This window comes from Nonomuraea composti (assembly GCF_012034275.1).
GTDB lineage: Bacteria > Actinomycetota > Actinomycetes > Streptosporangiales > Streptosporangiaceae > Nonomuraea > Nonomuraea composti.
Window position 1 is genome coordinate 45,920 of the sequence record NZ_JAATEP010000057.1, and the last position, 21,139, is coordinate 67,058.

The following is a 21,139-nucleotide window of genomic DNA, read 5'->3' on the forward strand; positions in this document are numbered from 1 at the left end:
GGTGGTGCTGTCTAGTCGTGGTGCTCGGTCGCCGCGACGCTCGGGGGCGGTGCCGGCTGGTCGTGGTGCCGGGTCGCGGCGACCGCCGCGGCGGCGGCCCCCCGGCGCTTGAAGCGCTGCTGGCCCTGGTCGAGCATGACCGCGAGGATGATCACGGCGCCCTTGATGAGGATCTGCCAGAACGTCGAGACGCCCAGGATCACCAGGCCGTCGGCCAGGAAGCCGATGACGAACGCGCCGACCAGGGTGCCGCGCACGGTCCCCCGGCCGCCGCTGAGCGCGGCCCCGCCGATCACCACGGCGGCGATGGCGTTCAGCTCGTACGTCTCCCCCGCCTGCGGCGCGGCCGAGGTCAGCTCGGAGGCGATGATGAGCCCGGCCACGGCCGCGCACGCGCCCGAGATCACGTACACGATGGTCTTGACCCGGCGGATCGGCACGCCGGACAGGTCGGCGGCCCGCTCGTTGCCGCCGGTCGCGTACAGCCAGCGGCCGAACGGCGACTTGGCCAGCAGCAGCACGACCGCCACCGCCAGCACGATCATGATCCAGATGGAGGTGGGCAGGCCGAGCGGCCGGCCGCTGCCCAGCAGGCCGAAGCCGGTGTTGCCGAAGGCGGGGTTGCCGGCCAGGTTGGGGTAGGTGGCGCCGTCGGAGATGAGCATCGCGGCACCGCGCGCCACGTACAGCATGCCGAGCGTGGCGATGAACGGCGCCACGTTGAAGCGGGTGACGAGCACGCCGTTGACGACGCCGACCAGCGCGCCGACGCCGACGCACAGCACGATCACCACCCACACGGGCGGATAGGCGATCACGCCGCCGACGTGCAGGCCGCCCAGCAGCTCGCCGGCGACCACGCCGGACAGGCCGACGATCGAGCCGACCGACAGGTCGATGCCGCCCTTGAGGATGACCAGCAGCATGCCGAGCGCGATCACGGCGTTGATCGCCACGTGCTTGGTCATGGTGATCAGGTTCGGGACGGTCAGGAACGCGTCGGACAGCACGCTGAACACCACGATGAGCACGGCCAGGGCGATGAACGCGCGCAGCTCGAAGGCCACGTTCAGGAGGGACAGCCGGCGGGCCGTGGCGGCGGCCCGGTCCGGCCGGGCGGTCTCGGCCGCCGGCGTGGACGTGGTCGAGGTCATCGGAGCGCACCTCCGTTCGTGGCGCCGTCGGATACGCGCATGAGTTCCTCCCGATCGATCTCTCCGCGCCGGTACTCGCCGACGACGGTGCCGCGGGCGAGCACGAGCAGCCGGTCGGGGATGTGCAGGGCTTCCTCGGCTTCGGAGGTGGTGAACAACACGGCCAGCCCGCGGCGCGCCTGCACGGCCATGAGCTGGAAGATGTCGGCCTTGGCGCCGACGTCCACGCCGCGCGACGGCTCGTCCAGCAGCAGCACGCGCGGCCCGGTCAGCAGCGCCTTGCCGATGACGACTTTCTGCTGGTTGCCGCCGCTGAGCGAGCCGATGGCCGCCTTGGCGCCGCTGGTCTTGACGGTGATGTCGGTGATGACGCGGCGCACGGCCGCGCCCTCGCGGGCGGCCGAGACGAACAGCCGCCGCACGTACTGGTAGAGGCCGGCCAGCGACAGGTTCTCGCCGACGGTCATGGTCTGCACGAGCCCGTCGCGCTGCCGGTCCTCGGGGACGAGGATGAGGCCGCGCCGGATGCGGTCGCGGATGCCCGCCCGGGTCAGCGGCTCGCCGGCCAGGACGATCTCGCCGGACGCGGGCGGGATGCGCCCGGCGAGCGCTTCGAGCAGTTCCGTACGTCCGGAGCCCATGAGCCCGTAGACGCCGACGATCTCCCCGGCGCGCAGGGTCAGGCTCACGCCGCCGACGGCGAGCCGGTCGGGGTTGGCGGGGTCGGTCACGACCAGCTCCCGCAGGTCGAGCACGGGCTCCCCCGCCTGCGAGTCGCGGTCGGGGAACAGGGTGTCCTGGTCGCGGCCGACCATCTGCTCGACGATCCAGCGCAGGTCCACCTCGGCCGCCTCGGCGGTGGCCACCAGCGTGCCGTCACGCAGCACCACCACGTCGTCGGCGATGTCGAGCGCCTCGTCCAGGTGGTGGGAGATGTAGACGACGGCGACCCCGCGCGAGGTCAGGTCTCGGATGACCCTGAACAGCACCTCCACCTCGGGCGCGGTGAGCGCGGAGGTGGGCTCGTCCATGATCAGCACACGGGTGTCCTGGAGCAGCGCCCGGGCGATCTCCACGATCTGCTGCTGGCCGAGCCGCAGGTCGGCCACCGGCGTGTCCGGGTCGAGGTCCTCCTCCAGGGTGCGCAGCACGGCGAGCGTGCGCTCGCGCTGCGCCCCGCGGTCCACCGCGCCGAACGGGGTGCGCAGCTCGCGGGCCAGGAACAGGTTGTCGGTGATGCTGAGGTTCGGGCACAGGCTCAGCTCCTGGTGGATGATGGCGATGCCCTGGTCGGCGGCGTCCCGCGAGGAGGCCAGCCGCACCGGCCTGCCGTCCAGCTCGACGTGGCCGGTCGTGGGCTGCTCGATCCCGGCCAGGATCTTCATCAGCGTGGACTTTCCGGCGCCGTTCTCCCCGAACAGCGCGGTGACGCGGCCGGGCGCGACGGCGAAGTCCACGCCCTTGAGCGCGTGCGTGCCGCCGTAGACCTTGGTGACCTCGCGGGCCCGCAGCGTCATGAGATCTCCACCGGGGTGATCGTCACCGTCTGCGGGGTGAGCAGGGTGAACGCGCCGGTGAACGAGATCTCCTTGCCGTCCAGGGCGGCCGCGTCCAGGCTCTTGAGGAGCGTGGCGCGCAGCTCGTCGTTCAGCGCGGTCGCCGCGTCGGCGTACTCGACCTGGTTGGTGAACTGGCCGAACGTGATGAAGCCGGCGGCGTCGCGCAGCGCGGTGCCGTTGATGGCCGGGCCGATCTGCAGCGACACCCGCGTGCCGGGCGGCACGCCCTCGACGGTCACCGGCAGCAGACCCGAGCGGGCCTGCCCGGCCTCGCCCCTGCCCTTGACGGCGAAGGTGTACGGGCCGGTGCCCTGGCGCTTGCCGTACGTCCGCCCGGCCGCCTCCTTGTCCTCGGCCAGCGCCTTGAGCAGCACCGGCAGGTCCACGGCGGACTGCTTGATGGCCGGCACGACCTTGGCCTCGTAGTTCCGCGCGCCGAACGCGGCCGGGTCGAACGTCGCGGGCGCCGCCGCGGCGGCCGTCTCGGCGGTGCGGTACTCCGTGTCCACCGCCATGAGCACGACCAGCGCGGCGACCGCCGCGCCGGCGATCCAGCGGGCCGGCACCCTCGCGGTCATGTGCTGCTCCTTTCCTCGTCGGGACGGGCCCGGCTGTCCTCGCGGGCGTCCTGGCTCTCCTCGCGGGCGTCCTGGCTCTCCTGGCAGGGCCGGGCCCGGCGGACCGCCGCACGCCAGGTGGCGTGGCGCGCCCGCCGGTAGGAGCCGTCCGCCGCCGGCCGGAACTCCTCGGCCGGCCTCGGGCGGCACTCCAGCTCCTCGGTCGTCCAGAGCCCGGCGGCGAGCCCGGCGGCGTCGGCGGCGCCGAGCGCGGACAGGTCGTGCTCGCCGGAGCGCGCCACGGTGCGCCCGCTGAGGTCGGCCTGGAGCCGCATGAGCCGGGCGCTGCGGGTGAGCCCGCCGTCCGCCATGAGGACGCGGACCTGCCCGGCCGCCTCCTCGACGGCGGTCACGACGTCCTCGACCTGGAAGGCGACGGCCTCCAGCGCGGCGGCGGCGAGCTGGGCGCGCCGCGTGCCGAGGGAGAAGCCGGTGATGACGGGGGTGGCGTCCGGCTCCCACCAGGGGGCGCCGAGCCCGCCGAACGCGGGCACGAACGTCACCCCGTCCGCGTCGGCGCCCTCCGCCTCGGCCAGCAGCGTCTCGGCGGGCACGCCCAGCAGCTCCGACAGCCAGGTGATGGTCCGGCCGGTGGCGCGGATGTTGCCTTCGACGGCCGGGACGGGCCCGTCGCCGAGGTCCCAGGCGATGCTGCGGCACAGCCCCGCCGACCGTCCACCGCCGATGGCCATCACCGACGAGCCGGTCCCGTAGGTCGCCTTGACGACGCCGGGCCGCCAGCCGGCGTGGGCGAACATCGCCGCGTGCGAGTCTCCCAGGACGGCCAGCACCGGCACCCCGTCCGGCAGCGGCGCGAGGTCGCGGACGGCGGGGAACGGCCCGAACGAGGACACGACGCGCGGCAGCACCTCGGCCGGCACCCCGAACAGCTCCAGCAGCCCCGGGTCCCACCGCGCGGTCTCGACGCCGAGGAGCTGGGTGCGGGAGGCGTTGCCGGCCTCGATGACGTGCTCCCCGCCGAAGCGGCTGAGCAGCCACGAGTCGACCGTCCCGAGACAGACCTCGCTCCGCCCGTACGTGTCGAGCAGCCAGCGCGCCTTGAGCGCGGAGAACATCGGGTCCAGCGGCATCCCGCTGACCGAGCGCACCAGCTCGGCCTCGGCGGCCAGCTCGCGGCAGCGGCCGGTGGTGCGCTGGTCCTGCCAGCTCAGCAGCGGCCCGAGCGGCTTGCCGGTGCGGCGCTCCCACAGGACGAGGGATTCGCGCTGGTTGCTGATCCCGACGCCGGCGACCCGGCGGGCCCGGTCGGGGGTGACGCATGCGGCGACCGCCTGCCGCACGCTCTGCCACAGCTCCTCCGGGTCCTGCTCCACCCAGCCCGGCCGGGGCTGGGTCTCGGCGAGCGGTGCGGACGCGCGGGAGAGCACGCGCCCTTCGCCGTCCACAAGGAGGGCCTTGGTGGAGCTGGTGCCCTGGTCGATGGCCAGGATGAGCGGGCTAGCCATGGCGGGCGAGGCTCCGTGCGGCGTCGGCGATGCCTTCGGGGGACATGCCGTAACGGTCGAGCAGGAAGGCCGCGGAGCCGGTGGGGGCGAACCCGGGGATGCCGAGGATGGTGACGCGGGCCGGGTGGTGCTGGACGACGGTCTCGGCGACGGCACCTCCGAGGCCGCCGGCGATGGTCGACTCCTCGACGGTGACGATGCCCGCGGTCTCCCGCGCCGCCGCCACCACCGCGTCCACGTCGAGCGGCTTGACCGTCGGCATCGACAGCACCCGCGCCGAGATCCCTTCGGCTTCGAGCTGCTCGGCGGCCACCAGGGCGCGCCACAGCACGGTGCCGTTGGCGATCAGCGTCACGTCGCCGCCGTCGCGCAACGTCACCGCCCGGCCGGGGGTGAAGGTGTAGTCGTCGGCGTTGACCTGCGGCACGCTCATGCGGCTGACCCGGACGAACACCGGCCCCTCCACCTGGGCGGCCCAGCGCAGCGCGGCGCTCGTCTCGACCGGGTCGGCCGGGACGATGACGGTCAGGTTGTCGATCGCCCGCAGCCAGGCGATGTCCTCGATGGAGTGGTGGGTGGGACCCAGCTCGCCATAGGCCAGGCCGGGGCTCATGCCGCACAGCTTGACGTTGTGGTTGGAGTAGGCGACATCGGCCTTGATCTGCTCCAGCGCCCGCGCGGTCAGGAAGCAGGAGGCCGCCGAGACGAACGGGATGCGCCCGCCGTTGGCCAGGCCGGCGGCCACGCCGACCATATCCTGCTCGGCGATGCCGACGTTGATCAGCCGATCGGGGAAGGAGCTGCGGAAGCCGGTGAGCTTGCTGGAGCCGACCGAGTCGTTGACCACGCCGACGATCCGATGGTCCTCGTGCGCCAGCTCCGACAGGGTCGCCACGTAGGCGTCCCGGCAGTCGAAGCGGGGCCGGTCGGCGACCGAGGGGGGCGGGGTCATGGCTTGTCCTCCAGTTCGGCGAGCGCCTGGTGGTACTCGGCTTCGTCCGGCACCTTGTGGTGCCAGGCGACGTTGTCGCTCATGAACGAGATCGGATGACCCTTGTGCGTGTGGGCGATCACGAAGGTGGGCCTGCCCGGCTGGGCCGGCACCTGCGCCAGCACGTCCAGCAGCGTTCCGTGGTCGTGCCCGTCCACCTCAGCCACGGCGAACCCGAAGGCGGTGGCCTTGTCGTGCAGCGGGTCGAGGTCGTTGGTCTCCTTGACCGCCGCCCCCTGCTGGAGCCGGTTGCGGTCGACGATCACGGTGAGCCGGTCGAGCCGGTGCTGGGAGGCGGCCATCATCGCCTCCCAGTTGCTGCCCTCCTGCAGCTCGCCGTCGCCCACGAGGACGTAGGTGCGGCGCGGGGAGCCGTCCAGCTTGGCCGACAGCGCGTGCCCGACCGCGACCGGCAGCCCGTGCCCGAGGGGGCCGGTGTTGGCCTCGACGCCCGCCACCTTCGTCCGGTTCGGGTGGCCGTTCAGCGCCGACAGCGGCTGCAGGAACGTCGCCAGCTCGGCCACCGGCAGGAACCCGAACGCGGCCAGCGTCGTGTAGAGCGCGCCCGCGACGTGGCCCTTGCTCAGGATGAACCGGTCGCGCTCCGGGTCGGCGACCCGGTCGGGGCTGATGTCGAGCACCGCCCCGTACAGGGTGGTCAGGATGTCGATGGCGGAGAAGTCGCCGCCGATGTGCCCGGCCCGGGCGTGGTGGACGAGCTTGAGGTCCTGGATGCGGATCTGGCGGGCGGCCTCGGCCAGGTGCGCGACCTGCTCGGCCCGGCTCGCGTGCGGGCCGAGCCGCTCGAAGACGGGCAGGCCGACGTGCTCGTGCACGGCCAGGTCCGTCATGCGCTCTCCAGCCCGGCCATCGAGGTCAGCAGCGCGTTCTGCACGAGCCGTTGGGCGGCCAGCGCGTCGTGCGCGGCCTGCGCCCGCGCGAGCGCGTCGTCGTCGAGGACGTCGAGCGCGCGGTGGATCGCCTTCAGGAAGCGGATCGCCTGCTTGGCGGCCTGCACGCTGTCCTCGCGGAAGGGGAACTGGTCGAGCTGCCAGACGCCGTCCCAGTTGTTCCTGCGCAGGGTGTGGAAGAACTCGAACGTCTCCACCAGGTGCACCGAGCCGACCACCATGTCGTCGTCCCAGCCGCGCATGTTGTCGTTGACGTCGATCGCGAACAGCCGCCCGTGGTCGATGGCGAGCTGGGCGGCGTCGGCCGGGGTCTCCTGGCCGTAGAGGGAGTGTCCGAAGTCGAGCAGGATGCCCAGGTTCGGCAGGCCGATGCGCTCGATGCCGAGCAGCGTGCGGGCCACGCTCGGAAAGACGATCTTCACGCGGGGCTCGCGCGGCTTGTACTCGATCACGTAGTTGATCTCGGGGTGGGCCGAGCACAGCTCCTTGAGGCCGTCGAGGGCGAGCTGCCACACGTCGTGGTAGTTCACCTGGAACGGGTAGTCCCAGCCGTCCTGGCCCGGCCACAGTTTCACGTACGAACAGCCCAGCTCCAGCGCCACCTCGGTGGCGTCGTGCATCAACGCCAGCGCCTTCTTGCGCACCGCCGGATCCGGGTTGGTGAACGAGCCCTTCACGAAGTCACGCGTGTAGATCTCAGGCGTGACCGCGATCGCTTTGAGGCCGTTGTTCGCCAGCGCGGCCTTGACGTCGTCGAGCGTCCCGTCGAAACCCACGAACGGCCAGTTCAGGTCCACCACCGACAGCTCGCCCACGGCGCCCGCGCGGTCGATCTGCTCCAGCAGCCCGACCGGCGGCCCGTAGCCGTCGGTGGCGTAACGGTCCTTGTAGGTGGCGAAATGCCAGATACCAGCACCAAAGGTGGGCAGATCAGTCATGTCGATCACTCCTCGCTCGTCATCCGCTTTGTCGCTCGGCGGGCAGGTCTTCCAGGAGCAGGCCGGGTGGAGGCTCCTCCACCCCGTCAGTGCCGGCGCATCGCAGTCTCCCAGTGGTGCATAATTATGCGATAGTGCATAATTTTCCGTGTCCGTAGATTGGCTGATCCGTGCATGTCTGTCAATGACTCTGAGCGACCTTCCGTAGTGAGAACCGCTCGTTCCCGACGCGACACGCGGCCCCGACCTGCCCGCCGCGCAGAACGCGGAGCAGCGGGCCGCGAACGCCTCAGTGCGGCATGTACGAGGAGTGACGCCGCGCGTGGACAATGTCAGGCGAGGAAACTCCGCGACGACGAAGGGGACGGATCCTGATGGCTGTCCATGCGAGCGGCGCCGGCCGGTCCGCCTCCGACGGCAGGGTGCGGCTGATCACCAAGGTCGCGCACATGTACCACGAACAGGGCATCCGCCAGGCCGACATCGCCGACGCCCTGCACATCTCCCAGACGAAGGTGTCCCGCCTGCTGAAGCGGGCCGGCGAGATCGGCATCGTCCGCACGGTGGTCGTCGTCTCGCAGGGCGTGCACCTGGCCCTGGAGCAGGGCCTGGAGAGCCGGTACGGGTTACGGGAGGCCGTCGTCGTCGACGTCGAGGGCGACGAGTCGGAGATCATCGCCGGCATCGGCTCCGCCGGAGCGGCCTACCTCGAATCGACCCTGGCCGGCGGCGAACGCATCGGCATCTCCCCCTGGAGCCAGACCCTCCTGTCGGTCGCCGAGCGGCTGCACCCGCTGCGCGTGGCCGGCGCCGACCGCGTCGTCCAGCTCGCCGGCGGTGTCGGCGAGGGCGCCGTCCAGGCCAAGGCCAACCGGCTGCTGAGCCACCTCGCCGAGCTGATCGGCGCCGAGCCCGTCTACGTGCAGGCCCCCGGCCTGGTCAGCACCGCCGAGACCCGCCGCAGCCTGGTCGCCGACACCGCCATGCAGTCGATCACCAAGGAGTGGCAGAGCCTCACCATGGCCCTCGTCGGCATCGGCAGCGTGCAGCCCTCCCCCCTGCTGCGCGACAGCGGCAACGCCATCGCCCCCGCCGACCAGGACCAGCTCATCGCCGCCCACGCGGTCGGCGACGTCTGCCAGCGCTACTTCGACACCGCCGGCCAGCTCATCCACAGCGACCTCAACAGCCGCGTCGTCGGCATCGACCCGGAGGTCCTGCGCGCCATCCCCCGCCGCATCGGCATGGCCGGCGGCGAGCGCAAGCACGCGGCCATCCGCGCGGCGATCAGCGGCGGCTGGGTGAACGTCCTGATCACCGACGTGGCGACCGCCCGCGCGCTCCTCGACGAGGGAACGCCGTAGTCAGCTCCCGAACACGGCCCGGCCGATCGCCCTGGGGAGCGCGAGCGCGATGACGGCCTCCCCCACGGCGGCCACGACCAGAACCTGCTGCCAAGGCACTTCGAAAGGGCCGGTGGCCGATTCCGCGAAAGAAGGCATCAGCCATGACGCGCACAAAAGGCCGAGCCCGATGCTCACGGGGACGGCCAGAATCAGCTGGACCACGATGAGCCGCCGCCGGCCCCGCAGCAGAAAGACCAGACCCGGATACACCAGCACCACACAGACCGCCACACCCCAGATGAGGGCCTTCGAATAGTCCGGCTGCGTCAGGTGATATTCCCGGTCCAAGGCTTCGGCTCGCTCATCCGGCCGCGGCGGGTTGTTGACGACCGCCCGGGACCTGACGTAGAGCCCTTTTCGGTTCAGCGCGCCTACCTGCTCCCAGCCAAGGGGCTGCGGCGTGTCCACCAGCCATTGGTGCCGGCGCCCGCCGTTCTCCACCAGCCCGCTGCCGGGAAAGGAGACAGTGGAAGGGAGCCAGTGCCGTCGAATGTCCTTGGCCACCCCCACGATCTTCACCGTCTCGGCGAATCTGCTCCCGGGCTGGAATCCGCCCACAGCCGCTCGAATATCGTCATATTCGCTCGCCACGACGAGAAGCTCGCCTTTGGCCGCCGGATACCTGCCGCTTTCCAGCGGATACATTCCACGCGTCAACGGATCCTTCAGGTCCAGCTCCGCGACCACGCCGGGCCAGTCCTGCCGGGGCCCGTCGTCGACGTTGACGGGTATCGCCCTGCCGCCCTCAGGAAACAGGCCCTCGATCTCGTCACGGGTGTAGGGCTTCCGCGGCTCGGAGCGGTCTTTCAGCGGGTACAACTCATAACCATTGCCGTCCTGCGTGACCGGCGCCGCCGACTCGGAGTCATAGAGCAACGCATCCGCCGCACCCAAGTCCCAGGAAATGCCTTCGCGCGGAGACACGTGCGCGGTCGCCTGCCCGGCGAGTATGGCGCTGAACAGGGCCATGGGCACGGCGACCAGCATAATCGCGGTCATCCTCTTCCACCGGCCTGGAGCTATTGTCACGGCAATGCCTCCATCCGCGTCATGGCCTTGATCAGCGTGTGCCAATAGGCGGCCCCATAACGCGCTCACATCATCGTGGATCTCCTGTCCGGCTTGCTCGATCGAGCGGTACGGCGCCCGATCCCCCTCGTACTCGCTGGACAGGTAGACGTCGTAGCCGTGCTCGACCAGGGTCCGGAGGATCTCGCGCCACGGGATGTGCGGGTCGTTCAGCTCCTCGTCGATGTCGAAGAACTTGGCCTGCACGAAGGCGACGTACGGCAGCACCGCCACCAGATCCTCCATGGGGACGGCGAGCGGCTTGCGCCAGCCCTCCTCGATCGCCTCCTCGCTCAGCCCGTTGCTCGGCGGCGGCGTCCTGCGCACCGGCGGCTACTTCCTCGACGTGTTCCGCGAGGTCATCCTGCGGCGCGTCACCGATCTGGCCGGGCAGGGCCTGGAGGTCAGGGCCGCGTCGATGGACCACATGGAGGGCGTCACAGGGGCGGCGCTGCTCGCCGCCGAGCACCTGTTCAACCCCGCGACGCTTCCCCGATGGGTCGAGGACGGCTCACCGCTCGGCCACGCCGCCGACCTGCAGCGTCTGTCGAACGCCTTCTCCTGACGGAAGCGGCGCCGGGGAAGCGGGGCCCGGCATCCGCCACAATAAGAAGCGATGTCAGCACATCCCCTCGCCCGGGCCACGGCCTCGCTCCATGGCCTGGCCCTCGGTGACGCCTTCGGCTCCCAGTTCTTCGTCCCCGCCAACCGGCACGCCCTCTCCTCTCGCTCCCTGCCACCAGGCCCGTGGCAGTGGACCGACGACACCGAGATGGCGTGCTCCGTCTATCGCGTCCTGGCCGAGCACGGCACCATCGACCAGGACGAGCTCGCGGCGAGTTTCGCCGCCCGCCACGACTTCGACCGCGGATACGGCCCCTCCACGAACCGGATGCTCCGGCTGGTCCGCGAAGGCGCCGGCTGGCGGGCGCTGGCCGCCGGGCTCTTCGACGGCAAGGGCTCGTGGGGCAACGGCGCCGCGATGCGGGTGGCGCCGCTCGGCGCCTGGTTCGCCGGCGACCTGGCCGAAGCCGTCCGTCAGGCCGGCCTGTCGGCGCAGGTCACCCACACCCACCCCGAGGCGGTGGCCGGGGCCGTGGCCGTCGCGGTGGCGACCGCCGTGACCGCGACCGAGCCCGGCCTGCCCGCCGGGCCCTTCCTCGACCGGATCAGCCGGCACGTGCCCGCGAGCCTGGTCCGCGACGGCATCGAGGGGGCCCGGCGGCTCCTCACCATCAGCGACCCCCTGCTCGCCGCCCGGGCGCTCGGCAACGGACGGCGGGTCGCCGCGCACGACACGGTGCCGTTCACGCTGTGGGTGGCGGCGCGGCACCGCCACGACTACGAGGCGGCCCTGTGGACCACGGCGGCGGCCGGCGGGGACATCGACACCACGTGCGCCATCGTCGGAGGCATCGTCGCCGCCGCCGAGGACGTCCACCTGCCGCCGCGGTGGAAGAGCCGCTGCGAGCCCCTGCCGGACTGGGCCGGGGCTCCCGCACTCCACCCCTTCCAGGGCCGGGTATGACCTCGGCCTTCCCGATCCCTTCGCGCGGCGGAACGGTGTGACGAGGTTCAGCCGGCCGAAGAGGGAAGGATGCCGGCCTGGTGGAGATGGCGGCGGGCCGCGGCGATGGCCTCCGGTGTCGAGGCGAACACCTGGCCGGCCTCGTCCAGGCGGGCGATCACGCCGAGGGCGTGCAGGGGCCGGTGATGGTCGTCGCGGATGCCGGAGACGTACACGGTGATACCACGCCGCTCCAGGCGGGCGATGGCGTCGCCGAGCACCAGGGCGCCGCTGGCGTCGATCGTGGTGATGCGGGACATACGCAAGATGACCACCGAGACGTCGGCCACCTCCGACAGCTCCAGCAGGAACCGGTGCGCCGCCGCGAAGAACAGCGGCCCGTCCAGCCGGTAGGCGACAATGTGCTCGGCCAGCAGCTCGTGCTCCTCGGCGCCGCGGACGTCGGGCAGGTCTCCGAGCAGATCGGCGTGCAGGTCGGCGTGCAGAGGCACGGCGTCAAGGCGGACGTTCCTGGCGATGGCGCGCAGCGCGAGCGCGCCGGCCACGATCAGGCCGACGATGACGGCGGTGACCAGGTCGAGGGCGAGCGTGGCGATCGCGGTCGAGGCCAGGACGACGGCATCGGCCCGGGTGGAGCGCAGCATCGCCAGCACCGAGCCGACCTCGACCATCCGTACCGCGGTGGCCAGCAGCACCCCCGCCAGGGCCGCCAGCGGGATGCGGGCCACCAGGTCGGCGGCGGTGAACACGATGACGCCCAGGAGCGCGGCGTGCGCGAGCGCGGCCAGCCGGGAAGCGGCGCCCGCCCGCACGTTGACGGCGGTGCGGGCGATCGCGCCGGTTGCCGGGACGCCGCCGAAGAGCGGGGCGATCAGGTTGGCCAGACCCTGGCCGAACAACTCCCGATCGGGGTCGTGCTGGTGATTGACGCTCATGCCGTCGGCCACGGCGGCCGACAGCAGCGATTCCAGCGCGGCCAGCGCGGCCACCGCGATGGCGGGGGCGATCAGGGAGCTCAGCGCGGCCACGTCCAGGAACCCCAGCGACGGTGCGGGCAGCCCGGCGGGCAGAGCGCCGATGCGCGCCACCGGCAGCTCCGCCAGCTCTGCGGCAAGGGTGGCGGCGACGACGGCCAGCAGCGAGAACGGCACAGCGGGCCGCAGCCGCCCGCCGGCCAGGATCACCGCCGCCACCGCGACCGCCATGGCGATGGCGACCCAGTTCGGACGGGCGGCGAAGTCGAGTATCGCCTGCCAGGCGACGGCCAGCACCTTGTCACCCTCAGGAGTGGGGACGCCGAGCGCGGCGGGCACCTGCTGCAGCCCGATCACACAAGCGATGCCCAGGGTGAATCCTTCCACCACCGGCGCGGGCACCAGCGTCATGAACCGGCCTGCCCGTGCCACGGCCAGGCCGAGCAGCAGCAGGCCCGCCATGACACCCACGGTCAGCACTCCGGTCGCGCCGTGCGCGTGCATGATCGGCACCAGGACCACCGTCATCGCCCCGGTCGGCCCGGACACCTGTAGGGCGGAGCCGCCGAAGACGGCGGCCAGCGCGCCGGCCACCACTGCGGTTGCCAGCCCCGCCTCCGCGCCCAGCCCGCTGGAGATGCCGAAGCCGAGCGCCAGTGGCAGCGCGACGATCGCCACCGTCAGCCCGGCCAGCAGGTCCCTGCGCGGATGGCGGCCGAACGCGGCCAGATCGGCCCAGGCGGGCAGGACCGCCCGCAGGCGGGCCCAGCCCGCCGAGAGCACAGGGGTCACCGGTCGCCGGCCTCCGACTTGAGCAGCTCGCTCAGCAGCGCGTTGCGGCCCGAGAGCTTGGCCTGCAGCAGGTGCCGGGCGGCGCGCAGCAGCTCGGCCACGTCGCCGCCGGACAACGCGTACACGACGGTGGAGCCGTCCCGGCGTGCGGCGACCAGCTCCGAGCGGCGCAACACGGCCAGATGCTGCGACAGCCCGGTCGGCTCCACCTCGATCTCGGCCAGCAGATCACGTACCGGCATCGGCCCGTCCTGCAGCAGCTCCAGCACCCGGATCCGCACCGGGTGCCCCAGCAGCCGGAACAGCTCGGCCTTGGCCTCGTACAAGGGCACCGACATCAGGGCGCCGTCTTCCCGTCCAGAACATCACCGGCCTGCGCGGGACGGCCGCTGCGATCCGTGCTCACTCCGTGGGCGCGTGCCATCCGCAACACCTCGTCCAGCGCTCCGGCGGCTGCCAGCGCCGCGTCGGGGTCGCCCTCCCGTTCGGCCGCGTGCAGCGCGTCGGCCGCCTCGTCGGCCCGGCGCCGGATCGCTGCGGCGAATGCCTCGCTCACGCCCGTTCCCCCGCATTCCTTCGGTGCCTGACGCCGGAGCTTCACACCAGCTCGTCATCCGGCCTCGTCCAGCCCATGTAACATCATCGTCCTATAAATTGCGAAAATTCGCAATTTCGATACATGAGAGGAGCCGGGCGGCCCGCTGGAGCGGTCGGCTTCCGGCAACCTTGCGGCTCGCGGCCACCTCGTTCCTGGCGTCTTGTGGCAGGCCCGCGCGCTCGGCCTCGCTCACACGGTCCCCACCTCAGCCACGCCCTGTCCAGGGCAGCAGATGCCGCCCGGACAAACCCGCCAGGGCAAAGGCGTGACCAGGGCAGAGGCAGGGCCGGGACCCCCGTCACGGCCGCGAGCGGTCCGCGCGTGGCCGCCACCGGGGGGCGGATGGCCCCGCTCGGGTCGTGGGTCGCCACGATCGGGTCGTGGGTCGCCACGATCGGGCAGCAGGTAGCCGCGCGGCCGGGCACCACGGCCCGTGGATCAACGCAGCGGGTCGAGGTCGGCCAGGGCCTCGGGCTGCTTGCCGGTGGTGATCCACTCGGCCAGCAGCCGGCCGGTGACCGGGCCCTGCGCCAGGCCCCACATGCCGTGCCCGCCCGCCACGTACACGGTGGGCGCCACCGTCCTGCCGACCAGCGGGCGCCCGTCCGGGGTGATCGGGCGCGGCCCCACCCAGGCGTCGGTCCGCTCGTCCCACCGCACGCCCCGCAGCAAAGGACGGACAGAGGCGATGATGGCCTCCAGGCGGGCGGGCACCCGCGGCGCGTCCGGGTCGCGGAACTCCATCGTGCCCGCCACCCGCAGCCCGCCCCGGTAGGGGGTGCAGGCGACCCGGACGTCCGGCAGGTAGAGGGGGCCGGGCACGGGACGCTCGACCGGCACCGTGAACGAGTAGCCGCGGCCCGCCCGCACCGGGACGCGCACGCCCCACTGCCGCGCCAGCCGGGGCAGCCAGGCGCCGGTCGCGAGCACCACCGCGTCCGCGGACAGCACGGTGCCCTTCGCCGAGCGGACGATCGCCTTACGGTCGTCGGTACGCACCTCGTCGACCTCGAACGCGTACACCGTCGCGCCCCGCCGCATGACGGCCTCGCCGAGGGCGTGCACGAAAGCGCCCGGGTCGACGTACCGCTGCCCGTCGATGCGCACCCCCGCGCCCAGCTCCCCGCCGGCGAGCGGGACCTGCTCGGCGAGCCCGTCCCGGTCCAGCACGGTGTGCTCGACGTGCTGCCCCACCTGCCGCAGCCTGCGCAGCTCGCGCAGCAGACCTTCAGCCTGCCGTGAGGTACGGAACGCGGCGGTGATCGGCGCGTCCACGACCGGGGCGGACACGCCGCCGGCGGCCAGCACCTCGTACGCCTCGACGCACTCCTCGTTGAGCGGCAGGTTCGCCCGGGCGGCCCGCGACCAGGACCGCCAGCCGCTGTTCGCGGCGAAGCGGAGCAGGAACCGCCAGAGGCCGAGGTCGAGACCGGCGGGCACGTACAGGGGCGCGGCCGGGTCGAGCAGCGAGCGCAGGCCGTAACGCAGCACGGCCGGCTCGTTCAGCGGGATGGCCAGGCCCGGCGCGACCCAGCCGGCGTTGCCCCAGGACGCGCCGCCCGCCACCCCCGCGCGGTCCACCACGTCGACCTCGACCCCGCGCTCCTGGAGGAACCACGCGGTCGACAGGCCCACGATGCCCGCGCCCACCACGATCGCCGAGCGCGGCCAGTTCCCGGCCATGTCCAAACCTCCTGGGGTACGAATGCCGATGTCAGGGCCAGCATGGCCTCGCGGGCGGGCGGGGGCGTTGTGGGCGGACGACAACCGCGGCGCCGCCGTTGTGGGCCCGGCACAACGGCGGGGCCACGGGCCCGCCCCCACATCCCGGCCCGGACTCAGTCCCGTCCCCGGCTCCGGCTCGGTCCCACGCCCCGGCCTGGTTCCAGCCCCACTCCTCGACCCGCGCTTGGCCCCACGTCCCGGCCCGGGTTCGGGGCATGGCTCAGGCTCGGGGCTCGTCCTCGACGGCCGCGAGCATGATCGTCATGGCCAGGCGCTGCCGGGCGTCCCCCAGGTTCAGCGGGGTGAGCTCGCCTATCTTGCGCAACCGGTTCCGCACGGTGTTGGGATGCACGCCGAGACGCTCGGCCGCCGGCACGGGGTCGCCCTGGCACTCCAGCCAGGCCCGCAACGTGGCGACGAAGCGCGTGCCGTGGCGGGCGTCGTGCCGCAGCAGCGTGGACACCGGTCCGCGAGCCGGGGTCCGGCCCGTGCGCACGGCCGCGCGCAGGCGTCGCAGCAGGATGTCGTCCCACGATTCGTCGTAGGCGGGCGGGACGTCGCCGGGCCTGCTCTCGTGCAGCGCCAGGCACTCGTCGGCCTCCTGGCGGCCGGCGGGCAGCTCGGCGGCCTCGGCGGGCGCGCCGATGCCGGCGGCGACGCGTACTTGAGCGGGCAGCTCCGCGCGCAGTGCGGAGATCCACCTCCGCGCCGCGCCGGCCTGCTCGGCGGGCAGGACGGTGTAGAGCGTGTCACCGAGCAACGCGCTACGGCCCGGCCTGGACCAGCCGAACCCGGTGGTGGCCTGCTCGAAGGCCAGCAGCAACGCGGCATGCCGATCCCCACCGACCTGCCGATCCCCACCGACCTGCCGATCCCCACCGACCTGCCGCTCACCACCGAGATGCCGCTCACCACCGAGGTGCCGGTCGCCGTCGAGGTGCCGGTCGCCGTCGGTGTGGGCGCGCACGGCGACGACCCGCAGCGGCTGCGGCGCCAGCCCCAGCCGGCTGATCACCGTGGGGGCGTCGGCGCCGCCTTCCAGCAGCCGGATGATCAGGTCGGACTCCACCTGCCGCTCCAGATCGGCGCTGGCCCGGGAACGCAGCAGGTGCAGCGCGACGGTGTGCGCGCCGTCGGCGAGGGCGCGGCGGTGGGCGCCGGCCGGCGGGCGTTCGCAGGTCACCCAGACCGAGCCGAGCAGCTCGCGACCGGCCCGTACCGGCACGACCGTCCGCGCCGTCAGGCCGTGCTCGGGGTCGGCGGGCACGAACACCGGCTCGTCCGCCGCCGCCAGCCGGTCGAACACCCCCCGCCGCTGGAACAGCTCGCGCAGCCGGTCGGGAACGCGGCGGGCGAGGATGGTCTCCAGCCGCGCGGGGTCACCCGCCTGCTGGGAGCGGGAGTAGGCGAGTACGCGCGAGTGCCGGTCCTCGATGGTCACCGCGCCGCCGAGGGTGTCGGCCAGGCTGTCGGCCAGGGCGAACAGGTCGGTCGGGCCGCGCCCGGAGGCGGTCTCGCGGCTCTCCAGCACCAGCCCGTACACGACCCCGGCGAGCTGGCTCCACGGCATGGCGGGGTCGGCCAGCAGCACCGCCACCTGGTGCCGGTCACCGAGCGCGGCGGCCTGCCGGTCCAGGCCGCCGCCGCTCTCCCCTGGGCCGCCGGACGGGGCGGGCCGGACCAGGACGGCTGTGGCCTTGGCCGCGACGGCGCAGCGCACCGCCTCCTCGATCGAGCCGGTGCCGATGGCCAGGAGCAGGTCGCCCGTGACGTGCGGGTCGGCGGCGTCGGGCACGGCCACGCCGTGCAGCCAGGCGGCGCGGGCCTCGGGCCGGTTGCACAGCCGCACGCCGTACCCGCCGAGGACGTTCACCAGGCGGTCCAGTGTGATCATGATCAGCTTCCGGGAAGAGGGGAGGGGCAGGATGACCTGCCCCTCCGTGGTGTCAGGCGGCCTCGTGCCGCCGCTGGCAGTCGATGCAGGTGCGGGCCAGCGGCCGGATCTCCAGCCGTTCGAACGGGATGCCCGCTTCGCAGTGCGTGCACCGGCCGTAGGTGCCGGCCGCCAGCCGTTCGAAGGCCCGGGACAGCTCGGCGACGGCGCGCTCGGCGGCGGCGGCCGAGGCGACCAGCTCCTGCCAGGTGCCCTCGCCGCCGTTGCTGTCGCGTTCCTGCTCGCGCAGCTCGTCCAGGTGCCGTTTGCGCTGCTCGAGCTGCTCCCGCAGGTCCTCGCGCAGAGCCTGCAGCTGCACGCTGCTGAGGTGGGTGCTCATGATCATTCGTTCCTTTCCGTGAGGGTACGCGGCAGAAAGCCGTGGGCAGGCCGGCGACCCGGCCGAGCGGGATGGTGCGCCGGGAGCGGGCGTGTCAGCGGGCCGGCGAGGCGGGGTGGCCCGCCAAGGCCGGTTGCAGGCAGAGGCGCATCAGGCCGCGGACGATGGCGTACTGCGGCTGGGGCGCTGCGGCGACCGGTGCCCGCAGGGCGGTGCGCAGCCGGCGGAGCAGGTGCTCGTGGTGCGCGCCGCCGCCGGTGACGACGAGGCCACGGGATCGGGCGGCCGGGCGGGTGGCGGCCGGGAGGCGGCGGAGCAGGCCCGCCGTCATGTCGGCGATGCCGTCCACCGCGTCCGCGGTCGGCCCCGTGCCGGTGGTGGTGCTGAGCTGGAGGCTGACCGCGTCGCTGACCACCCCGTCCCGCAGGACGACGGCTTCGACGATGCCCGCCCCGACGTCCAGCAGCAGCCGGGGACGGGCGCCGAGAACGTCCAGACCGGCGCCGACGGCGGCCGCGAGCGGCTCCTCCACCAGGGCCACCTCGCACCCGGCGATCCCCTCGACCGCGGCGCGGACCGCCTCGCGGTCGCCGGGCGACGCCGCCACCGGCACTCCGGCCAGCACCCGCTCCAGCGGCCGGCTGTCGTAGAGCCGGGTGTCGCGCAACGCCAGCCGCACCAGCCGCGCGCACGCGCCCCGGTCGGCCACCATGCCGTGCCGGACCGGCCGCACCACGTCCGCCGCACCGGCGCCGGACGGGCGCCGCACGACCACCGACGGCCGGTCGGCGATGGCCTGCCCGCCGAGGATCAGCGAGCGGGTGCGGGCGGTGCCGAGGTCCAGCGCCACGAAGCGCCGCCACGCGTTCATGCCGCCCCTCCCCGCAGCACGCGGGTGGCCGGCCGGCGGGACACGGATCCACGCGGACGTCGTCGCGCCGCGAAGGGTTCTTCGGCAACGGGCATGATCAGCTCCTAGCTGATGTCGAGGCGGAAGGCGGCATGCGGCAGCCGCCCCCACAGCAGACGGCCCGGACGAACGGGCCCGGACATGACGACAGGTCAGGGAGTCCCTACGAGGACTCGCTGGTGAAGTCCGCGACGCGAGGACGCCTCACCACGGAAAAGGCGTCGGCCCAGGGAGAAGACGCCGGCCAGGGCGAAGGAGACACCGGCCGGACGGAGGAGACGCGGGCTGGGCGGAGGAGACGCGGGTCAGGCGAGCGGCGGGCTTCGTGACCCCGCGGTGCGGTGAGCGAGCTGTTGCGGATCCCGCAGCAGCTCGCGGTCCGCCCCTGAAACGCCCAGCAGCGCCAGGTGGGCGGCCTCGGCCTGCCCGGTGCCGCGCACGACCCGCCACAACGACAGCACGTGGTGCTCGCGCACGTTCCCGGCCTGCGGCGGCAGGCTGGACAGGTCGACGTCCTGCCCGCCGGGAGCCCACACGTGGCCGGCGGATGCCTGCGCGGCCGTGGCGGGGCCAGGGGTCGCAACGGAGCCGCCCCCGGGACCGGCGAGCATCAACGCGATGAGGGACAGCAGAACCAGGCCCATCACGCCGCTGAACGCGATGGACCCGTGTGGTGTTCTCCACGGCCCCCTCATAGGCCCGACCATAGCCCAGCCCAGCAGAAAAGGCATGTCAGGCCATTGATCAGGACGGACGCCCCCAGGGCACCTGCTCCTCACAACACGCCGATCCGTAAAGTGAGGGCGATGACACCAGTGATACGGGGAGCACGTGTTGCCCGAGAAACTGTCGTCGATCTACGACAACGTGCCATGCTGGCCCTGGGCCTGATCTGAGCCATCCCCCTGACCCACCGCCGGCTCTCCGGGGCGGTGAGGTCAGCGGTTCACGGATCGCCGGACGACTTTTCGCGGACTGGCAGGCAATGACGCGACGGGCTTTCTTTGTGAATCTCGAATGAAGTCCAGTTCTTCGGGAGGAGCCATGTGTCACCGTCTTGTGTCCGCGGTTCTCGCGGTCTTGATCTCCTTCGGGCTCGCGGCGGGGTTCGCGGTCGTGAGCGCCGGCTCCGCTTCCGTCAGAGGCAGCCATTGCTGCTAGCCCCGCCCGGTGCCCCGTTGCTGCCCCCTCTCCTGCTCTGGGACGCTACACAAAGGTCATGCAGGTCACCCACATCGACACCGAAGACCTCCCTCCTCGGGACCGGCTCGCGATCTGGCAGGAGCTGGGCGGCAAGGCCCTGTTCCCGGTCCGGATCCACAGCGACAGCGACCAGGATTTCCGGGCGGCCACCCGGGTGCTGACGCTGGGCGAGATCCAGGTAGGGGCGGTGCGGCACCCCTCGATACGGGTACGCCGTGCGATGCCGCTGATCCGCCAGCGCGACCCGGAGGCGTACATGATCAAGGTGATGCACAGCGGCGAGACGGGATTGCGGCAGGCGGGCCGGGAGACGGTGTTCGGGGCCGGCCGGCTCACGCTGCTCGACACCTACCGGCCGTTGGAGGGGTGGCGCCGGCAGACGAGAGGGCCGGCCTCGGGCGTCACCGTTCAGATTCCCCGGCACCGGCTTCCTCTGCCGTCCAACGCCGTCGACGAGCTCACCTCCATGGCGTTCCGCGCCGATCGGGGGCTCGGCGGCGTGCTGGCTCGCTGGCTGACCGATCTCGTGCGCCGCGGCGAGGAGTTCGACCCTCAGGACGCCCCTGCGCTGGCCGCGATCACCGTGGACCTGGTGGTGGCCGTGCTCGCCCCCTACGTGAACCGCCCCCTCGCCGATACGGCCGAGGCACGCCGGCGCCTGCTGTGGTTGCGCATCAGCGACTACATCCAGCAGCGGCTGGCCGATCCCGGCCTGTCCCCCGGCACCATCGCCGCCGCTCACCAGATCTCCACGAGCCACCTGCACGACCTGTTCGCCAGGCACGACATGACCGTGTCGGCCCGGATCCGGCACCTGCGCCTGGAACGGTGCCGCCAGGACCTGGCCGATCCCCGGTTGCGCCCTTATCCCGTCCGTGCCGTCGCCGCCCGGTGGGGCTTCTCCGATGCGGCGCACTTCAGCCGGGTCTTCCGCGCCGCGTACGGCATGCCGCCCGCCGCGTACCGCCGCCACGTCCTCGACGGAACCGCGACCCTGGAAGGACACACAGGCGCCTGATCCGCCGA

The 21,139-nt window shown here is 72.8% G+C and carries 20 protein-coding genes; 4 read left to right on the forward strand and 16 right to left on the reverse strand.

Annotation, left to right across the window (positions count from 1 at the left end; genetic code table 11):
- Positions 1–11: 11 nt before the first annotated feature.
- Genes HCN51_RS47395 through HCN51_RS47425 form a run of 7 tightly spaced genes read right to left on the reverse strand, consistent with a single transcriptional unit; the run spans position 12 to position 7,636 of the window.
- Positions 12–1,154 carry an ABC transporter permease gene (locus tag HCN51_RS47395; protein WP_168018483.1) on the reverse strand — a complete coding sequence of 381 codons (1,143 nt, stop codon included), beginning with the start codon at positions 1,152–1,154 and terminating at the stop codon, positions 12–14.
- Positions 1,151–2,671, reverse strand: coding sequence for a sugar ABC transporter ATP-binding protein (locus HCN51_RS47400; protein WP_168018484.1), 1,521 nt, complete (start codon positions 2,669–2,671; stop codon positions 1,151–1,153). The genes HCN51_RS47395 and HCN51_RS47400 overlap by 4 nt, the downstream gene beginning before the upstream one ends.
- Positions 2,668–3,291 (reverse strand): DUF2291 family protein, encoded by a 624-nt coding sequence (locus HCN51_RS47405; protein ID WP_168018485.1) that lies wholly within the window; start codon positions 3,289–3,291, stop codon positions 2,668–2,670. Before HCN51_RS47405 ends, HCN51_RS47400 begins: the two co-directional genes overlap by 4 nt.
- Entirely contained in the window at positions 3,288–4,796 is a 1,509-nt protein-coding gene (locus tag HCN51_RS47410; protein ID WP_206068719.1) for an FGGY family carbohydrate kinase, read from the reverse strand. The genes HCN51_RS47405 and HCN51_RS47410 overlap by 4 nt, the downstream gene beginning before the upstream one ends.
- Positions 4,789–5,748 (reverse strand): transketolase family protein, encoded by a 960-nt coding sequence (locus HCN51_RS47415; RefSeq protein WP_080045871.1) that lies wholly within the window; start codon positions 5,746–5,748, stop codon positions 4,789–4,791. Before HCN51_RS47415 ends, HCN51_RS47410 begins: the two co-directional genes overlap by 8 nt.
- A complete protein-coding gene (locus tag HCN51_RS47420; RefSeq protein ID WP_168018486.1) occupies positions 5,745–6,638 on the reverse strand; it encodes a transketolase in 894 nt (297 codons plus the stop codon). Before HCN51_RS47420 ends, HCN51_RS47415 begins: the two co-directional genes overlap by 4 nt.
- A complete protein-coding gene (locus tag HCN51_RS47425) occupies positions 6,635–7,636 on the reverse strand; it encodes a sugar phosphate isomerase/epimerase family protein (protein ID WP_168018487.1) in 1,002 nt (333 codons plus the stop codon). Before HCN51_RS47425 ends, HCN51_RS47420 begins: the two co-directional genes overlap by 4 nt.
- Positions 7,637–8,010: 374 nt before the next feature.
- On the opposite strand from HCN51_RS47425, the gene HCN51_RS47430 reads away from it, so the two are divergent.
- The gene (locus HCN51_RS47430; protein WP_168018488.1) at positions 8,011–9,000 is read left to right on the forward strand and encodes a sugar-binding transcriptional regulator; all 990 of its coding nucleotides are present in this window, start codon (positions 8,011–8,013) and stop codon (positions 8,998–9,000) included.
- Here the strand turns inward: HCN51_RS47430 and HCN51_RS47435 are convergent, their stop codons facing one another.
- On the reverse strand, positions 9,001–10,344 hold the full coding sequence (locus HCN51_RS47435; RefSeq protein ID WP_168018489.1) for a hypothetical protein: 1,344 nt from the start codon (positions 10,342–10,344) through the stop codon (positions 9,001–9,003).
- A gap of 10 nt (positions 10,345–10,354) precedes the next feature.
- Between HCN51_RS47435 and HCN51_RS47440 the strand changes: the two genes are divergently transcribed.
- Positions 10,355–10,675 (forward strand): hypothetical protein, encoded by a 321-nt coding sequence (locus HCN51_RS47440; RefSeq protein WP_168018490.1) that lies wholly within the window; start codon positions 10,355–10,357, stop codon positions 10,673–10,675.
- A 51-nt stretch (positions 10,676–10,726) separates the two neighbouring features.
- Positions 10,727–11,638, forward strand: coding sequence for an ADP-ribosylglycohydrolase family protein (locus HCN51_RS47445; RefSeq protein WP_168018491.1), 912 nt, complete (start codon positions 10,727–10,729; stop codon positions 11,636–11,638).
- 47 nt (positions 11,639–11,685) lie between these two features.
- Here the strand turns inward: HCN51_RS47445 and HCN51_RS47450 are convergent, their stop codons facing one another.
- The 8 genes from HCN51_RS47450 to HCN51_RS47485 form a co-directional block, all read right to left on the reverse strand.
- Entirely contained in the window at positions 11,686–13,404 is a 1,719-nt protein-coding gene (locus tag HCN51_RS47450; RefSeq protein ID WP_168018492.1) for a SulP family inorganic anion transporter, read from the reverse strand.
- A complete protein-coding gene (locus HCN51_RS47455; protein WP_168018493.1) occupies positions 13,401–13,742 on the reverse strand; it encodes an ArsR/SmtB family transcription factor in 342 nt (113 codons plus the stop codon). The genes HCN51_RS47450 and HCN51_RS47455 overlap by 4 nt, the downstream gene beginning before the upstream one ends.
- On the reverse strand, positions 13,742–13,960 hold the full coding sequence (locus HCN51_RS47460; RefSeq protein ID WP_168018494.1) for a hypothetical protein: 219 nt from the start codon (positions 13,958–13,960) through the stop codon (positions 13,742–13,744). The genes HCN51_RS47455 and HCN51_RS47460 overlap by 1 nt, the downstream gene beginning before the upstream one ends.
- Before the next feature lie 480 nt (positions 13,961–14,440).
- On the reverse strand, positions 14,441–15,685 hold the full coding sequence (locus HCN51_RS47465) for an NAD(P)/FAD-dependent oxidoreductase (RefSeq protein ID WP_168018495.1): 1,245 nt from the start codon (positions 15,683–15,685) through the stop codon (positions 14,441–14,443).
- Between the two features lie 262 nt (positions 15,686–15,947).
- A complete protein-coding gene (locus HCN51_RS47470) occupies positions 15,948–17,621 on the reverse strand; it encodes a PucR family transcriptional regulator (protein ID WP_168018496.1) in 1,674 nt (557 codons plus the stop codon).
- Positions 17,622–17,673: 52 nt separating this feature from the next.
- Positions 17,674–18,000, reverse strand: a complete 327-nt coding sequence (locus HCN51_RS47475) for a TraR/DksA family transcriptional regulator (RefSeq protein WP_240973997.1) — start codon at positions 17,998–18,000, stop codon at positions 17,674–17,676.
- 94 nt (positions 18,001–18,094) lie between these two features.
- A complete protein-coding gene (locus HCN51_RS47480; RefSeq protein WP_168018498.1) occupies positions 18,095–18,871 on the reverse strand; it encodes a rod shape-determining protein in 777 nt (258 codons plus the stop codon).
- Positions 18,872–19,215: 344 nt separating this feature from the next.
- The gene (locus tag HCN51_RS47485; RefSeq protein WP_168018499.1) at positions 19,216–19,605 is read right to left on the reverse strand and encodes a hypothetical protein; all 390 of its coding nucleotides are present in this window, start codon (positions 19,603–19,605) and stop codon (positions 19,216–19,218) included.
- A gap of 524 nt (positions 19,606–20,129) precedes the next feature.
- On the opposite strand from HCN51_RS47485, the gene HCN51_RS47490 reads away from it, so the two are divergent.
- Complete coding sequence (locus HCN51_RS47490) at positions 20,130–21,131, forward strand: AraC-like ligand-binding domain-containing protein (RefSeq protein WP_168018500.1); 1,002 nt, start codon at positions 20,130–20,132, stop codon at positions 21,129–21,131.
- Positions 21,132–21,139: the final 8 nt, after the last annotated feature.

Bases quoted from the DNA above. Each gene is read 5' to 3' on its own strand.
- HCN51_RS47395 (WP_168018483.1), bottom strand. From the start codon at position 1,154: ATGACCTCGACCACGTCCACGCCGGCGGCCGAGACCGCCCGGCCGGAC.
- HCN51_RS47400 (WP_168018484.1), bottom strand. From the start codon at position 2,671: ATGACGCTGCGGGCCCGCGAGGTCACCAAGGTCTACGGCGGCACGCAC.
- HCN51_RS47405 (WP_168018485.1), bottom strand. From the start codon at position 3,291: ATGACCGCGAGGGTGCCGGCCCGCTGGATCGCCGGCGCGGCGGTCGCC.
- HCN51_RS47410 (WP_206068719.1), bottom strand. From the start codon at position 4,796: ATGGCTAGCCCGCTCATCCTGGCCATCGACCAGGGCACCAGCTCCACC.
- HCN51_RS47415 (WP_080045871.1), bottom strand. From the start codon at position 5,748: ATGACCCCGCCCCCCTCGGTCGCCGACCGGCCCCGCTTCGACTGCCGG.
- HCN51_RS47420 (WP_168018486.1), bottom strand. From the start codon at position 6,638: ATGACGGACCTGGCCGTGCACGAGCACGTCGGCCTGCCCGTCTTCGAG.
- HCN51_RS47425 (WP_168018487.1), bottom strand. From the start codon at position 7,636: ATGACTGATCTGCCCACCTTTGGTGCTGGTATCTGGCATTTCGCCACC.
- HCN51_RS47430 (WP_168018488.1), top strand. From the start codon at position 8,011: ATGGCTGTCCATGCGAGCGGCGCCGGCCGGTCCGCCTCCGACGGCAGG.
- HCN51_RS47440 (WP_168018490.1), top strand. From the start codon at position 10,355: ATGGGGACGGCGAGCGGCTTGCGCCAGCCCTCCTCGATCGCCTCCTCG.
- HCN51_RS47445 (WP_168018491.1), top strand. From the start codon at position 10,727: ATGTCAGCACATCCCCTCGCCCGGGCCACGGCCTCGCTCCATGGCCTG.
- HCN51_RS47455 (WP_168018493.1), bottom strand. From the start codon at position 13,742: ATGTCGGTGCCCTTGTACGAGGCCAAGGCCGAGCTGTTCCGGCTGCTG.
- HCN51_RS47465 (WP_168018495.1), bottom strand. From the start codon at position 15,685: ATGGCCGGGAACTGGCCGCGCTCGGCGATCGTGGTGGGCGCGGGCATC.
- HCN51_RS47470 (WP_168018496.1), bottom strand. From the start codon at position 17,621: ATGATCACACTGGACCGCCTGGTGAACGTCCTCGGCGGGTACGGCGTG.
- HCN51_RS47475 (WP_240973997.1), bottom strand. From the start codon at position 18,000: ATGAGCACCCACCTCAGCAGCGTGCAGCTGCAGGCTCTGCGCGAGGAC.
- HCN51_RS47480 (WP_168018498.1), bottom strand. From the start codon at position 18,871: ATGAACGCGTGGCGGCGCTTCGTGGCGCTGGACCTCGGCACCGCCCGC.
- HCN51_RS47485 (WP_168018499.1), bottom strand. From the start codon at position 19,605: ATGAGGGGGCCGTGGAGAACACCACACGGGTCCATCGCGTTCAGCGGC.
- HCN51_RS47490 (WP_168018500.1), top strand. From the start codon at position 20,130: ATGCAGGTCACCCACATCGACACCGAAGACCTCCCTCCTCGGGACCGG.